Raw genomic sequence first — 13,476 nt, 5'->3', positions numbered from 1 at the left:
ATCCTCAATTTAGGAGGAAAAAGCGATGACCCAAGCTAAACCGAGATTTAGAACGATCGAGGAATATCTTGACTATGACGACGGCACGGACACCCGTTACGAGTTAGTGAATGGAGAATTAGTCGAGATGCCGCCGGAAATGCCCATTAACAATTTGATTGTTAGTTTTCTGTTTGCGACATTTTTACGGATCGGAATTCCTCATTATCGATTGGTGATTGGTCATCAGGTTGTAACAAGTTCAACTAAGGTCACAGCACGACAGCCCGATCTAGTTGTGCATACAGAAGAATCTGTTTCTGCGATTCTGAGTGGAAGCCGAGTGTTGCAAGCTGAGATGCCGCCGCCCTTGCTAGTGGTTGAAGTTGTCTCTAACAGCGAAGGAGACAAACGATCGCGCGATCGCGATTACGTTGAGAAACGCAAAGAGTATGCGCTGCGGGGAATTGCTGAATATTGGATCATCGATCCGAATCGTAGTGCTGTGACCGTACTCGCGCTGAATGGGGATGAATATCAAGAAATGGGCTGTTTTCAAGATAATCATTGCATCGTTTCTCCGGTATTTCCAGCACTAGAAATCACTGCAAAACAAATCTTACAGGCTGGAATGTGAGATTCAGTCGAATCCTAACCTGCTGCTATTCTAGACACCAAACTTCACGGAAGTTGTGAGGCAATGCCTTTAAGTTATCATCGGCTTAGAAGGAGAGAAGCCATGACCCAAGCCAGGCCGAGGTTTAGAACGATCAAGGAATATCTTGACTATGACGACGGGACGGACACCCGTTACGAGTTAGTGAATGGAGAATTAGTCGAGATGCCGCCGGAGATGCCCATTAACAACACGATCGCAGTATTCCTGATTGTGACGTTTGTAAGATTGGGTATTCCTCATTATCGTTTGGCGACTGGGCATCAAATTGTTGTTAGTTCGTCGAGAGTAACAGCACGACAGCCCGATCTAGTTGTGCATACAGAAGAATCTGTCTCTGCAATTTTGAGCGGAAGTCGAGTGTTGCAAGCTGAGATGCCACCGCCCTTGCTAGTGGTTGAAGTTGTCTCCAACAGCGAAGAAGATCAACGATCGCGCGATCGCGATTACATTGAGAAACGCAAAGAGTATGCGCTACGGGGAATTGCTGAATATTGGATCATCGATCCGAATCGCAGTACTGTGACCGTACTCGCGCTGAATGGGAATGAATATCAAGAAATTGGCTGTTTTCAAGAAGCCGATCGCGTCGTTTCTCCTACCTTCTCAGAGCTAGATCTCACCGCAAAACAGGTGCTCAATGCAGGAATGTAAATCAGCAAACTATCCACTGCCAAATCGATACCCTTTGCCATATACGGTTGTAATTAACGATGTTTCTCCTTTGGCTTCGATCTTTCTGCGGAGCAAACGAATTTGTGCAACTAAAGCGTTGCTGGTTGGTTTCTCGCTGTCACTCCAGAGATGCTGGGAAATCTGTTCGTGGGTGAGAAGTTGATTCGGCTGGCGCATTAAATATGCCAACAGTTGGCTCTCTTTTTCAGAAAGCTCGATCGCTCTGCCATTGCGATAAGCGACTTGATTCTGAGTGTCTAATTCTAAATCGTCTACTTTCAATCGAGGCGTAGCAGTTGGCTCAATATTTGTCGGTCGGCGGAGCAGTGCTCGCACTCGTGCCAGTAATTCTCGCAGTTCAAACGGTTTGACAATGTAATCGTCGGCTCCTGCATCTAACCCTTGAACTCGATCGTCGATCGTATCTTTTGCCGTGAGAAACAAAACCGGAGTCATATCACCTTGCGATCGCAAATTTTGGCAAATCTCCAGTCCAGAATGTCCGGGCAACATCCAATCGAGAATCAGCAAATCGTAAACTCCCTGACCCGCCAGTTGCCGACCGTGATCGCCATCATACGCGACATCCACTTCGTAGCCTTCGCGCAGCAGGGAACGGCTTAAGGGATTTGCCATTTCGATTTCATCATCGACTAACAGAATTTTCATGCAATTCCCTACTCCCCACCTCAAATGCTCCAACTCAAAACGGATTGCTCTAATATAAGATTCTGACATTCTTGCGGGTTGATTTCATGCTTACCGTCGCGTTGCCGAAAGGCGCACTCCTCAAAGACAGCATTCGATTGTTCAAAGCGATCGGGCTAGATTTTAGCGCATTCCTCGAATCCGGCAATCGACAACTTCAAATTACTGACCCTACAGGCACAGCTAAAGCGCTTTTGGTCAGAAATGGAGATGTGCCTGTTTATGTCGAATATGGGCAGGCGCAATTAGGCATCGTTGGCTATGACGTGCTGAAGGAAAAAGCGCCTAATGTTGCACATCTGATTGATTTGGGATTTGGTGGTTGCCGAATGTCGGTGGCGGTGAAAGCGGAAAGTCCTTATCGATCGTCGTTAGAATTGCCCCTGCATGGTCGAGTCGCTTCTAAATTTGTCCATTGTGCACGGGAATATTTTGAGAATTTAGATTTACCTGTTGAAATTGTGCCACTGTACGGATCTGTGGAATTAGGTCCAATTACAGGCATGTCAGAAGCGATCGTAGATTTAGTCGCAACCGGAAATACGCTGCGTGAGAATGGCTTAATTGAAATCGATGTCTTATTTCATAGCACGGCTCGTCTGATCGCTCATCCACTCAGCTATCGCCTGGATAGCGATAACATCAGTCAGCATATCCAGAATATTCGTCACCAAATTGCATCTCCTGTATGAATTCTTCTCGCTCTAAAGAGACTGATTGGCGCTTATTTCTGCGTCTCGCTCCGTATGCTCGTCGAAATCTGAAATTATTGCTGTTGTCGATGGTATTTCTTGTGCCATCTGCGATCGCAAGTACTGTGCAGCCGATTTTGATCGGGAAAGCTGTTTCTCTGCTCAAACGCGAGCCTTCTGCATTTGATGCGCCCTTCGGCTTTTTGCGCGATCTCTCGCTGAGTCAAGGGCTGAATGCATTGGCAATGTTGTTATTGACGACGATCGTATTTCGATTGATTTTCGATGCGTCTCAAGGCTTTCTTGTGCAGAATGTGGGTCAGCGAATTACCGCCAACATTCGCAATGATTTGTTTGATCATGTGACCTCTTTAGCGGTGCGATTTTTCGATCGCACTCCTGTGGGCAAGTTGATCACCCGCTTAACCAGTGATGTCGAAGCGTTGGGCGAAGTATTTTCGACTGGAGCGATCGGGGTTGTCGGTGACTTGTTCACGATGCTGACGATCACGGTGACGATGTTTCTGATTCAGTGGCAGCTTGCGTTACTGCTCATTTTCATGCTGATTCCGGTCACAGGATTGATCGTTTACTTTCAGCAGCAGTATCGCAAATCGAACTATCGCGCCCGCGAGGAACTCTCTGATCTCAACTCGATGCTCCAAGAGAACATTACGGGGATTGGAGTCGTTCAGTTGTTCAGACGAGAGCAGTTTAATAGCCAACTGTTCCGGGAAGTCAATCAGCGCTACATCAAAGAAGTCGATCGCACTATCTTTTTCGATTCTGCGGTATCGGCGACTTTGGAATGGATTTCACTTGTGGCGATCGCAGGTGTGCTCGGTGTTGGGGGATGGCTGGTCACAGGCGGGAATTTGAACTTTGGCGTGTTGTCTACGTTCATCTTGTTTGCTCAACGCTTGTTTGACCCGTTGCGGCAGTTTGCGGAGAAATTTACCGCGATTCAGGCTGGCTTTACCGCAGTCGAGCGAGTCAGCGAAATTCTCAATGAGCCGATCGAGATTCGTGATCCAGCAAATGGTCAGATTCCTCCTTCCTCGCAAGCGGGCGAGATTCGCTTCGAGAATGTCTCGTTTGCTTACAAAGCAGATGAATTCGTTTTACACAATCTCGATTTTACGATTCGCCCAGGCGAACAAGTTGCTTTAGTAGGCCCGACTGGAGCCGGAAAGAGTTCGATCATTCGGTTACTCAGCCGTCTATACGAACCGACGAGCGGCAGAATTCTACTCGATGGGGTGGATATTCGAGACTTGCCTCAAGCAGAACTGCGTCGTCGTATGGCGATTATTTTGCAAGATGGTTTCATCTTTGCTGGCGATGTCAAAAGCAACATTACTTTGGGTGAGTCGTATAGCTTTGAGCAAATTCGCTCTGCTGCTGAACGAACAAATGTCGATCGCTTAATCGAACAATTGCCGCAAGGCTACAATACTGCGCTGCGAGAACGCGGCACAAACCTTTCTGGTGGACAGAAACAACTTCTAGCCTTTGCGCGCGCAGCAATTCGCGATCCGAAAATTCTGGTTTTAGATGAAGCTACCGCCAGCTTAGATGTGGGCACAGAAGCTCTGATTCAAGAGGCATTAGAACATCTGCTAGAAAATCGGACGGCGATTATTATTGCGCACAGGCTTTCAACGATTCGCAATGTCGATCGTATTCTCGTACTCAAGCGGGGACAGTTAATCGAATCTGGAACCCACGAGGAACTGCTGAATCTCGGCGGACTCTACGCCAGTCTCTATCATTTGCAAATGCTTGAGAGTTAGTATTCCTCTTTTTTAGAACAGCAACAGTTTTAGCGGAGAACATGGTTAGCTCTGCTAGAACTGTTGCACGATCGCTTTTTTCCAAAAAGGGTTTACAAACCGAAATTTATGGGGCAGAATTTATAACAAGCGTTCGATATAAATCCATGACTCAGTTTCCATCAAGGTTCCTCTTACGGTTAGACGATAGAATATATCGATCATTCGATATCCCAATTCGCCTGTATGCCGAAAATTGTTGACCACGATCGCTATCGCAAGGAACTGATTTTTAAATCGTTTGATCTGTTTGCTGAGAAAGGATACGCCGCGATTACGATGCGGCAGATCGCCCAAGGCTTAGGAGTTTCGACTGGAACGCTGTATCACTACTTTCCGAGTAAGGAGGCATTGTTTGAGCAATTAATCCAAGAACTGACTGAGGTGGATATTCTCAATTTTTCGACTCGATTAAAAGGCAAAAACCTAGTCGAACAGACTCAAGCAGGTTTTGCACTGTTTGAGGAGCATCGAGACTACTTTCTGAAACAGACATTGCTGATGACAGATTTTTACCAACATCAGAAACGAGAGGGAAAAGAAGTCAGTGAAGTCTTCAGAAGAATCTGTGATCAAGCTGAAAAAACGATGTCTGCAATGCTTGGAATTGATGATCCACAGATTCTGATTTTTATGATGAGCTTAGTCGATGGATTATTGCTCCAAGACCTTTACGGGCATCGCAAGATTGATTACCAAGCTCAAGCAAAATTACTTGCTGAAATGCTAACGCTGTACTTAGAGAAACACAAACCGAAAACATCATGAGTCTGGATCTCTTTCTGAAACCGAAAAATCGTCTCTGGAGCGGCATTGCGATCGCAACCTTGATCACAGGTGGAACATCGTTTTATGTCGTCTCTCAATTCAGTCCTAAGCCTGCAATACAACCTGCTGAAACCGCTCCGACTGTGACCCGAATTGCTGCGTTGGGACGACTAGAACCTGGCTCTGAAGTGATTCGATTGTCGGCTCCGATCTCGTTAGATGGCGATCGCATTTCTGAGCTATTCGTAAAACAAGGCGATCGGGTTCAGAAAGGTCAAGTAATCGCTGTTTTAGACTCGCGGGATCGATTGCAGGATGCACTCTTACAAGCTCGCGAACAAGTTCAGGTCGCACAGGCGAAACTTGCTCAAGTTCGAGCAGGCGCAAAGACTGGAGAGATTGAAGCGCAGCAAGCAACGATTGAACGACTCCAAGCCGATCGTCAAGGTGAAATTGCGGCTCAAACAGCAGAGATTAATCGTTGGCAATCTGAAGTAAGAACGGCTCAAGCTGAGTTCGATCGCTTTAATTCACTCTACAAACAAGGTGCGATCTCGGCTTCTAACTTAGATAGTAAACGCCTTGCACTCGATACTGCTCAATCACAACTCAGACAAGCTCAAGTCAAACAGAATCAAACTGCAAATTCGCTCGAAGCACAGTTAAGTGAAGCAAGAGCAACGTTGAATCGGATTGCAGAAGTTCGTCCGGTCGATGTTCAGACGGTTGCAACTGAAGTAAATAGCGCGATCGCTGCTGTAAAACGAGCTGAAACTGAACTCGAACAAGCTTACATTCGCGCACCGATGGCAGGACAGATTCTCAAAATTCATACTCGTGCAGGTGAAAAAATTAGCGAATCTGGGATTGCAGATTTAGCTCAGAATGATCAAATGGTGGCTGTAGCTGAAGTGTATCAAAGTGACATTGCCAATGTGAAAGTTGGACAGCGAGCGACGATTACTGGACAAGCATTTGAAGGAGAGCTACAGGGAACAGTTTCAGAGATTGGATTGCAGGTGAATCAGCAGCAAGTCTTTAGTAACCAGCCAGGAGAAAACCTCGATCGACGAGTGATTGATGTGAAAATTCGCCTAAATCCAGTAGCAAGCCGAAAAGTTTCCAGCCTGACGAATTTACAAGTTCAGACTTCGATTCTGCTGAACTAATGGATAACGAACGTTCGATTTAAGGAGTGAGAGATGGACATTGTTAAACTAAAGCCTTCAGATTTTGCGATCGCATCGGATCAGCTTTCAGCAGCATTTAATCAAGATCCGCTCATCGGTTACTTCTTACCCGAAGAAGCATCTGCTAGGTTAAATGCCCTCAAGCACATGGCTCGCGCTTTGTTGAACTATGGTCAGCCTTACAATCAAATTTATACAACTGCTGAAACGCCAAAAGGGGCTGCAGTTTGGCTGCCCCCAGAAGCTTCTCAGTTTACTTTGTCGAAGGGGTGGCAGGCAGTGGTATCAGGATTGATCACTGTTCCGTTCTATATCCGTTGGGATCGAATTGGGGATTTACTTTCTTTTGTGGGAACAGAGATCCAATTACAGACCAAGAATGCTTCAGAGCCACACTGGCACTTAACTCTGCTCGGAGTATCGCCAGCATATCAGGGGCAAGGAATTGGTGGAAAGCTACTCCAACCCGTACTTCAAGAAGCCGATCGTACAAAATTGCCTTGCTATTTGGAAACTTCGACAACAGGCGCAGTGCGATTCTATCAGCGGCATGGATTTGAGATTGTTCATCAGGGAACCTTTGCGGGTCGTGAATACTGGGCAATGAAACGTAGCCCACAAGGAGGCTAGAGCGATGGACATGATCAAACTTTACTTCGATGAGATTGGGCGAATTCCGCGTCTGACTCCAGCACAAGAAATCGAACTCGGTCGGCAGGTTCAACGCCTACAAAAGCTCTATGAGATTCGACAGCCGACGCTTGAACAATGGCAACAAGCAGCAAACCTATCCTCTGAGGAGTTACAACGTGAGATTGCGCTTGGAGAACGAGCAAAGCGCAAAATGATCGAAGCGAATCTACGCTTAGTGGTTTCAATTGCGCAGCAATATCAGAACCGGAATCTAGAGCTTTCAGATTTGATCCAGGAGGGAAATCTCGGCTTACAGCGCAGTGTCGAGAAGTTTGATCCCGCGAAAGGCTATCGATTTTCGACCTATGCGTATTGGTGGATTCGCCAAGCGATGAGTCGAGCGATCGCACTCAAAAGCCGTTCAATTCGGATTCCAACTCACCTAAGCGAGAAGCTGAATCTGATTCGTAAAACTCAAAGATCGCTTTCACAGACTCTAGGTAGAACTGCAACCATTCCAGAAATTGCTCAGGCGCTTTCTTTTACTCCAACAGAGATTCGAGATGCGTTGCTTGCCGTGCGAAGATCGATGTCTTTGGATGTGCCAATCGGACAGGATCAGGAGACAAAGCTAGGTGAGCTATTGCCCGATGCAGGAGAAATGCCAGAGGAGAGCGTAACGAGATCGTTGCTTCGAGAAGATTTGCTCAATTTAATCGGGTTGCTACCGTCTAATCAGCGTCAGGTACTGACCTTGAGATTTGGATTAGAAGATGGGGAAGCTCTGAGCTTATCTCAAGCGAGCCGGAAGATGAATTGTAGTCGAGAAACGGTTCGCTTGTTAGAGAAAGCAGCAATGAAGACTTTGCAGCAGTATAAGGTGCGATTGCAGGAATATGTTGCGGTCTAAAAGTTCAACGTGAATTCAAATCTGGAGTATTTCTGATGCAATTTCTAGGGATTGGAGTTTTCATCTGGTTGACTGCCACGATCGCGTTTCGTCTAATCGGTCAATTTCTACTCGATCCGACGAATCTTGTACTCTCGATCGGTTTATTTCTCGCTACCAGTCTAGTAATGCTGATTGTTGTTACTAGCGTTTATCTCTGGCAGCAAGTCAAATCCATTGATCGACCGAAAACTGCATTGCTGATTGCTCTACCGGGAATGCTACTAGATGTTGGAAGTATTTTATGGTTTCCAACGGTCTTCCCAAACATTGATCCAAATGCAAACATTCTATTTGCAGGACTGATGCTATGGGGATATACATCCATTCTAGTTACTGGTTTTTTACCTGAGCAATGAACAGCAAATTTCTTTTAGTCTGGGGACGTTTTTTGCGCTTGAAGCTTTCGCCGTGGTTGACTTTGATGCGATCGAGTTACCGAGCAATTCGAGGCTGCCCCCGAGGACAATCCCGCTGGATGATGGCGATCGCAAAACTCAATCTACTCCCTATCTATGATTTGCTGGACGATTTGATTCGTTATCCACCGTACTAAGGAAGCTTGATATGGCTCGTAAAACACCGCTGGCATGGTTCCAGTTGATGAAAGAGAAAGCCCGCTTAGTCGTCGCGATCGCGGGAATCGGGTTTGCTGACATGCTGATGTTTATGCAACTCGGCTTTCAAGATTCGCTCTACGATAGCGCTACTGTGCCGCATCGCATGTTGCAAGCAGATTTGGTGATCATTGATCCAAGATTCAAGAGCTTAGCAGCATTTACACCTTTTTCTCGCGAACGCCTTTATCAGACGAAAAGTAGCGATCGCGTTCAATCAGTGAGTTCTATCCGAATTGCGATGGGACAGTGGAAAAATCCTGAAACTCGCTTAACTCGAAGCATTCTCATTTGGGGGATTGAACCGGATGCACCGAGTTTTAAGCTCTCCGGATTGCAAGAGAATTTAGAACCGCTGAAGTTACTCAACAATGTGGTCTTTGATCGAGTAGGTCGTCCTGAATTTGGCGCGATCGCAGATACGTTTCAAAAACAAGGTAGTGTCTCAACGGAATTGAATCAACAATTGATCAATGTCAGTGGACTGGTCACGATGGGCGCATCTTTTACTGCTGATGGCAATGTGTTCATGAGCGATTCAACTTTCTTGAGGCTGTACCGCGATCGCCAAGCGAGCAACATCGACATTGGGCTGATTCAACTCAAACCGAACTCAGATGTCAAAGCCGTTCAAGCTCAACTCAGTGCAAGTCTGCCAGATGTAAAAGTTCTCACGCCTGAAGAGTTTGCAGGCATTGAACGCAATTACTGGGAAAGCCAAGGAACAATTGGCTTTATTTTTGGAATTGGTGTGATTGTTGGATTCATTGTTGGCACTGTGATTGTTTATCAGATTCTCTACACAGATGTTGCAAATCACCTGCCTGAGTATGCCACGTTAAAAGCAATGGGATATAGCGATCGCTTTCTTCTGAATATTCTGCTGCAAGAAGCTCTAATTTTAGCAGTTCTTGGCTTTATTCCAGGCTTTGCGGTTGCAGTTGGACTTTATCAAATTACTTATGCTGCAACGTTGTTACCGATCGCAATGACAGCAAATCGAGCCATTACGGTCTTTGTTCTAACTGTTGTGATGTGCTCGATTTCGGGCGCGATCGCCATGCGAAAACTTCAAGCTGCTGATCCTGCGGATATTTTCTAATGATGCAACCTGTTATTTCTGTTCAAAATCTCAACCATTACTTTGGTCAAGGTCAATTGAGAAAACAAGTCTTATTCGATGTCAGTCTGAATATTCATGCAGGCGAGATCGTGATTATGACGGGACCTTCTGGCTCTGGGAAAACAACGCTACTAACGCTCTTAGGTGGATTGCGATCGGCTCAGGAAGGAAGCTTAACGATTCTGGATCAAGAAATTCGAGGCGCGACCAAGCAACAACTGACCCAGCTTCGTAAAAATATCGGCTATATCTTCCAGGCACACAATTTAATGACATTCTTAACCGCAAAGCAGAATGTCAGAATGTCGCTGGAACTGCACGCTCGCTATCTCAATCAAGATCTAGATGCAATGGCAGTGTCAATGCTCGAAGCTGTTGGACTTGGGCATCGAGCAGATTACTATCCAGATGGACTCTCTGGAGGTCAGAAACAGCGAGTTGCGATCGCGCGAGCTTTAATTAGTCACCCTAAAATTGTTCTCGCAGACGAACCGACTGCTGCACTCGATAAACAATCGGGTCGAGATGTCGTTGAACTCATGCAGAAGCTCGCAAAAGAGCAGCATTGCACGATTTTATTAGTAACCCATGACAATCGGATTTTAGATATCGCGGATCGCATTGTTTATATGGAAGACGGGCGATTGGTCAGTGATGGAAAAAGTGCGATCGCTGCCGTAAAGTAACGTCAAATGCGATCGCACCCCAACGGATCAAGTATCTTATGACTTTGGTGGTCCGGCGGTCACAATGATCAATTGCTCTGGTCGAATCAGTTCTTGAGCAGCCTGATTGACCTGAGCTTGCGTCACCGATTCGATTTGATTCGGAAATTGACGCAACTCAGCCGGGTTTAAGCCATAAGTCTCATTCATCAAAATTTCACTGGCAAGCTGATCCGGATTCGCTAAATCAACCGGATAGCTACTGGTGATCGATCGCTGAGCAGTCAATACCTCAACTGTACTGACTCCCTTTTCTCGAACTTGCTCTAAGAGCTTCACCGTACTTGCGATCGCTTTATCTGCATCTTCTGGAGCAGTCTGCATCGAAATCACAAATGGACCCGGACGATTTCCCGCTTGGAAGTAACTGTAAATTCCATAAGTTAATCCTTGTCGATCGCGCACCTCAGCCCCTAAACGGCTCGATAGCGTATCGCCTCCTAGTACCTGATTCACAATCGAGGCATTGTAGAATCGTGCATCTCGTCGATCGATTCCGGCTGATCCAATCAGCGTGACAGATTGTGTCTTACCCGGAATCGGCGCATAACGACGCACGACAGAGCTAGGAGTAGGCAAGGGTGGATAGGTCAAAGCTGGTGCGGCTCCAGAAGCTTTCCATCCGCCCAGTTCTTTCTCAACTAGGGTTTTCACATCCGCGAGATCGAAGTCACCCACTAAAGACAGAATCATTCGATCGGGTCGATAGTGTGTTTGGTAGAAGTTCAAGACATCTTGGCGCTGAATTGCTTTTAGACTCGTTTCGGTTGGGAAACTGTGGAACGGATGATTTTCGGGATAGACCGCCTGCTGAAAGACGCGACGAGCTAGAACTGCTGGATTGTCCAGTTGAACTTTGAGCGCCGAAAGCGCGCGATTTCGAGCCAGTTCAAGTTCTCGATCGGGAAATGTTGCATTTTGGGCAACGTCTGCCAACGTTTGAACTAAAACCGGGAGATGTTCGCTGAGTGCGCTTGCGTTGACTAACACGCTCTCACGATTGGTTTCAATTCCAAGCTCAATGCCTCGATCTTCTAGCGTTTTCGCTAACGTTAGCGCATCTTTGGTCTGGGTTCCATTCGTTAAGTTATCAGCAGTCAGCTTGGCGATTCCCGCTTTGGTACTTGAGTCAAATTCGGAACCTGCTTGCATAGAAGCAGCGAGCGAAACGGTTGGAGTACTGCTATCTCGCATCAATAGCACGCGCAATCCATTCGGCAAGACATAGCGTTCTGGTAGCGCTTGCGTGGTGCGATCGCTCTTTTGCACGGCAGGCAAATACTTGGCAACTTGAGCCGGATCAACAGGCGCACCTAGGTTAAATTTCTCAGTCGTCTGACCTGAATTCGCTGCATTTCCTGCTTTTGCATCAATCGTTGTCGGTTGAAAAAAGCCAATCGTCGATTTTTCAGGGGCGAAATATGTTTTAGCAACACGTTGCAGATCAGCTGCAGATACACGATCGACGGCGGCTAAAAAGCGATCGGTATATTTGTAATCGCCTGTCGTCGTCTGATCATCCCCAAGCTGAAAGGCTTGGCGAGTAATATCGCGATTTTTGAGCAGAATTGAAGACTTTAACTGCGTCTTAGCGCGGGTCAGTTCTTCTTGGGTGACGCCTTGCGATCGCACATTAGATAGTACTTTCTCGATCTCGGCGCTGATTTTATTCAAATCTTGATCCGGCGCAGCAGTTGCAGAAAGGTCGTACCATCCCCCCGAAATCATATTCGCTGGATAACCGCTAAACCCGCTGACCAAGCCCGTTTCAACCAATGCCTGATACAGTCGAGAACTCCGACCCTGAGTCAAGACTAAATCCAACACATGCAATGCAGGTACATCGGGATGGGTTGCTTTGGGTAAAGGATAGACTGAGTTCAACAAGGGCGCGCTACCCGGTTCGCGAAGCACAATCGGTTGGGCTGGTTTTACAGGTTTTGCAACAGGCTGAGCTTGTTGCTGAACAGGTTGCTTTTCTTTTTTCGGAACTTTGCCAAAGGAGTCTTTGACCGCTTGCAAAGTCGGCTCTGTTTTGAAGTCACCGACAATGATTACAGTTGCATTCTCAGGGCTGTAGTAATTGCTGTAGTAACTACGAACTTGTTCGATGCTAAACTTTTCGACATCTGCTTTTGTACCGCCCACAGGCAGTCCATAAGGAGAATTTGGGAAAGCAGCCCGCATCACCGCTCGACTTAATCGATAGTTCGGGCTATTTTCGTTACCTTGCAATTCTGAAATGACCACTCGCTTTTCACTGGTCAGCGAATCTGCGGTGATCAAAGCATTCTGCATCCGATCCGCTTCGAGCACTAGCAGCGATCGCAATTTGTCCCGCTCAACGGTTCCGAAATATGCAGTCTGATCGTAGCTCGTAAACGCATTCGATTGACTGCCCAAGGCATTGAACAGGCGACCGAATTGAATCGGTCGATCGCTCGTTCCTTTAAACATCAAATGTTCTAATTGATGTGCAATCCCATTTACACCTGTTGCTTCATCTCGTGAGCCAATGCGATACCAAACTTGCACGGTTACCACAGGAGCCGTCGGAACTTCTTTCGTCAACACGGTCAAGCCATTGTCGAGGACTGTCTTACGAACTTCATCGGTCGTCGTCATGGCAACGATCGCAGGAGAACTCGCCCACGCCTCTAATTTGCCAAAGTAGACTGAATTAGAAAGCAGAACGATGCCGAGGCAAAGTGTAAACAGCCCACTAAAAAGGCGATGATGTCGAAAGAATTTCAGAAAAGACATAAGTTAATGAGTAAAGCGCCGACAGAAAAAATTCGGCTTGTGAAATTTAGACCTGATCTGACCAGGTAAGTTCCACTTACTTTAGCGTGTCTTTATTTAGATCGACTGATGCAATTTGTGAATGGCGATCGTGTTCTGGCTTACAT

14 protein-coding genes are annotated in these 13,476 nt (G+C 46.6%); 12 read left to right on the top strand and 2 right to left on the bottom strand.

The genetic code is table 11. The features are described 5' to 3' along the window. The first annotated feature begins 25 nt into the window (after positions 1-25). Together J0L70_RS18585 and J0L70_RS18580 are read left to right on the top strand one after the other, a co-directional pair. Positions 26-616, top strand: coding sequence for a Uma2 family endonuclease (locus J0L70_RS18585; protein WP_017288133.1), 591 nt, complete (start codon positions 26-28; stop codon positions 614-616). 102 nt (positions 617-718) lie between these two features. After that, positions 719-1,309 carry a Uma2 family endonuclease gene (locus tag J0L70_RS18580; protein WP_287455513.1) on the top strand — a complete coding sequence of 197 codons (591 nt, stop codon included), beginning with the start codon at positions 719-721 and terminating at the stop codon, positions 1,307-1,309. A 9-nt stretch (positions 1,310-1,318) separates the two neighbouring features. Here J0L70_RS18580 and rppA read toward each other — a convergent pair whose 3' ends face one another. Next, entirely contained in the window at positions 1,319-1,999 is a 681-nt protein-coding gene (rppA, locus tag J0L70_RS18575) for a two-component system response regulator RppA (RefSeq protein ID WP_287455512.1), read from the bottom strand. Between the two features lie 86 nt (positions 2,000-2,085). On the opposite strand from rppA, the gene hisG reads away from it, so the two are divergent. The 10 genes from hisG (at position 2,086) to J0L70_RS18525 (ending at position 10,528) form a co-directional block, all read left to right on the top strand. Continuing rightward, entirely contained in the window at positions 2,086-2,730 is a 645-nt protein-coding gene (gene hisG / locus J0L70_RS18570; protein WP_190652302.1) for an ATP phosphoribosyltransferase, read from the top strand. Continuing rightward, positions 2,727-4,523 (top strand): ABC transporter ATP-binding protein, encoded by a 1,797-nt coding sequence (locus tag J0L70_RS18565; RefSeq protein WP_268184599.1) that lies wholly within the window; start codon positions 2,727-2,729, stop codon positions 4,521-4,523. Before hisG ends, J0L70_RS18565 begins: the two co-directional genes overlap by 4 nt. Before the next feature lie 225 nt (positions 4,524-4,748). Beyond that, on the top strand, positions 4,749-5,330 hold the full coding sequence (locus J0L70_RS18560) for a TetR/AcrR family transcriptional regulator (protein WP_017288138.1): 582 nt from the start codon (positions 4,749-4,751) through the stop codon (positions 5,328-5,330). Beyond that, positions 5,327-6,499 (top strand): ABC exporter membrane fusion protein, encoded by a 1,173-nt coding sequence (locus tag J0L70_RS18555; protein ID WP_287455511.1) that lies wholly within the window; start codon positions 5,327-5,329, stop codon positions 6,497-6,499. The genes J0L70_RS18560 and J0L70_RS18555 overlap by 4 nt, the downstream gene beginning before the upstream one ends. 33 nt (positions 6,500-6,532) lie before the next feature. Further along, a complete protein-coding gene (locus J0L70_RS18550; protein ID WP_017288140.1) occupies positions 6,533-7,150 on the top strand; it encodes a GNAT family N-acetyltransferase in 618 nt (205 codons plus the stop codon). Positions 7,151-7,154: 4 nt separating this feature from the next. Then, entirely contained in the window at positions 7,155-8,063 is a 909-nt protein-coding gene (locus tag J0L70_RS18545; RefSeq protein WP_287455510.1) for a sigma-70 family RNA polymerase sigma factor, read from the top strand. 35 nt (positions 8,064-8,098) lie between these two features. Continuing rightward, the gene (locus J0L70_RS18540) at positions 8,099-8,461 is read left to right on the top strand and encodes a DUF5367 family protein (protein WP_017288142.1); all 363 of its coding nucleotides are present in this window, start codon (positions 8,099-8,101) and stop codon (positions 8,459-8,461) included. Then, complete coding sequence (locus tag J0L70_RS18535) at positions 8,458-8,658, top strand: hypothetical protein (protein ID WP_017288143.1); 201 nt, start codon at positions 8,458-8,460, stop codon at positions 8,656-8,658. Before J0L70_RS18540 ends, J0L70_RS18535 begins: the two co-directional genes overlap by 4 nt. A gap of 11 nt (positions 8,659-8,669) precedes the next feature. Continuing rightward, positions 8,670-9,821 (top strand): ABC transporter permease DevC, encoded by a 1,152-nt coding sequence (gene devC, locus J0L70_RS18530; protein ID WP_287455509.1) that lies wholly within the window; start codon positions 8,670-8,672, stop codon positions 9,819-9,821. Beyond that, positions 9,821-10,528, top strand: a complete 708-nt coding sequence (locus J0L70_RS18525; RefSeq protein ID WP_287455508.1) for a DevA family ABC transporter ATP-binding protein — start codon at positions 9,821-9,823, stop codon at positions 10,526-10,528. The genes devC and J0L70_RS18525 overlap by 1 nt, the downstream gene beginning before the upstream one ends. Positions 10,529-10,564: 36 nt before the next feature. Here J0L70_RS18525 and J0L70_RS18520 read toward each other — a convergent pair whose 3' ends face one another. Continuing rightward, complete coding sequence (locus J0L70_RS18520; RefSeq protein ID WP_287455507.1) at positions 10,565-13,330, bottom strand: M16 family metallopeptidase; 2,766 nt, start codon at positions 13,328-13,330, stop codon at positions 10,565-10,567. Positions 13,331-13,476: the final 146 nt, after the last annotated feature.

Origin of the sequence: Leptolyngbya sp. UWPOB_LEPTO1 (assembly GCF_017302695.1) — a bacterium.
In the GTDB taxonomy this organism is placed as follows: domain Bacteria; phylum Cyanobacteriota; class Cyanobacteriia; order Leptolyngbyales; family Leptolyngbyaceae; genus Leptolyngbya; species Leptolyngbya boryana.
This window is presented reverse-complemented; position numbering and strand designations above follow the sequence as displayed.

Bases quoted from the DNA above. Each gene is read 5' to 3' on its own strand.
- J0L70_RS18585 (WP_017288133.1), top strand. From the start codon at position 26: ATGACCCAAGCTAAACCGAGATTTAGAACGATCGAGGAATATCTTGAC.
- J0L70_RS18580 (WP_287455513.1), top strand. From the start codon at position 719: ATGACCCAAGCCAGGCCGAGGTTTAGAACGATCAAGGAATATCTTGAC.
- rppA (WP_287455512.1), bottom strand. From the start codon at position 1,999: ATGAAAATTCTGTTAGTCGATGATGAAATCGAAATGGCAAATCCCTTA.
- hisG (WP_190652302.1), top strand. From the start codon at position 2,086: ATGCTTACCGTCGCGTTGCCGAAAGGCGCACTCCTCAAAGACAGCATT.
- J0L70_RS18565 (WP_268184599.1), top strand. From the start codon at position 2,727: ATGAATTCTTCTCGCTCTAAAGAGACTGATTGGCGCTTATTTCTGCGT.
- J0L70_RS18560 (WP_017288138.1), top strand. From the start codon at position 4,749: ATGCCGAAAATTGTTGACCACGATCGCTATCGCAAGGAACTGATTTTT.
- J0L70_RS18555 (WP_287455511.1), top strand. From the start codon at position 5,327: ATGAGTCTGGATCTCTTTCTGAAACCGAAAAATCGTCTCTGGAGCGGC.
- J0L70_RS18550 (WP_017288140.1), top strand. From the start codon at position 6,533: ATGGACATTGTTAAACTAAAGCCTTCAGATTTTGCGATCGCATCGGAT.
- J0L70_RS18545 (WP_287455510.1), top strand. From the start codon at position 7,155: ATGGACATGATCAAACTTTACTTCGATGAGATTGGGCGAATTCCGCGT.
- J0L70_RS18540 (WP_017288142.1), top strand. From the start codon at position 8,099: ATGCAATTTCTAGGGATTGGAGTTTTCATCTGGTTGACTGCCACGATC.
- J0L70_RS18535 (WP_017288143.1), top strand. From the start codon at position 8,458: ATGAACAGCAAATTTCTTTTAGTCTGGGGACGTTTTTTGCGCTTGAAG.
- devC (WP_287455509.1), top strand. From the start codon at position 8,670: ATGGCTCGTAAAACACCGCTGGCATGGTTCCAGTTGATGAAAGAGAAA.
- J0L70_RS18525 (WP_287455508.1), top strand. From the start codon at position 9,821: ATGATGCAACCTGTTATTTCTGTTCAAAATCTCAACCATTACTTTGGT.
- J0L70_RS18520 (WP_287455507.1), bottom strand. From the start codon at position 13,330: ATGTCTTTTCTGAAATTCTTTCGACATCATCGCCTTTTTAGTGGGCTG.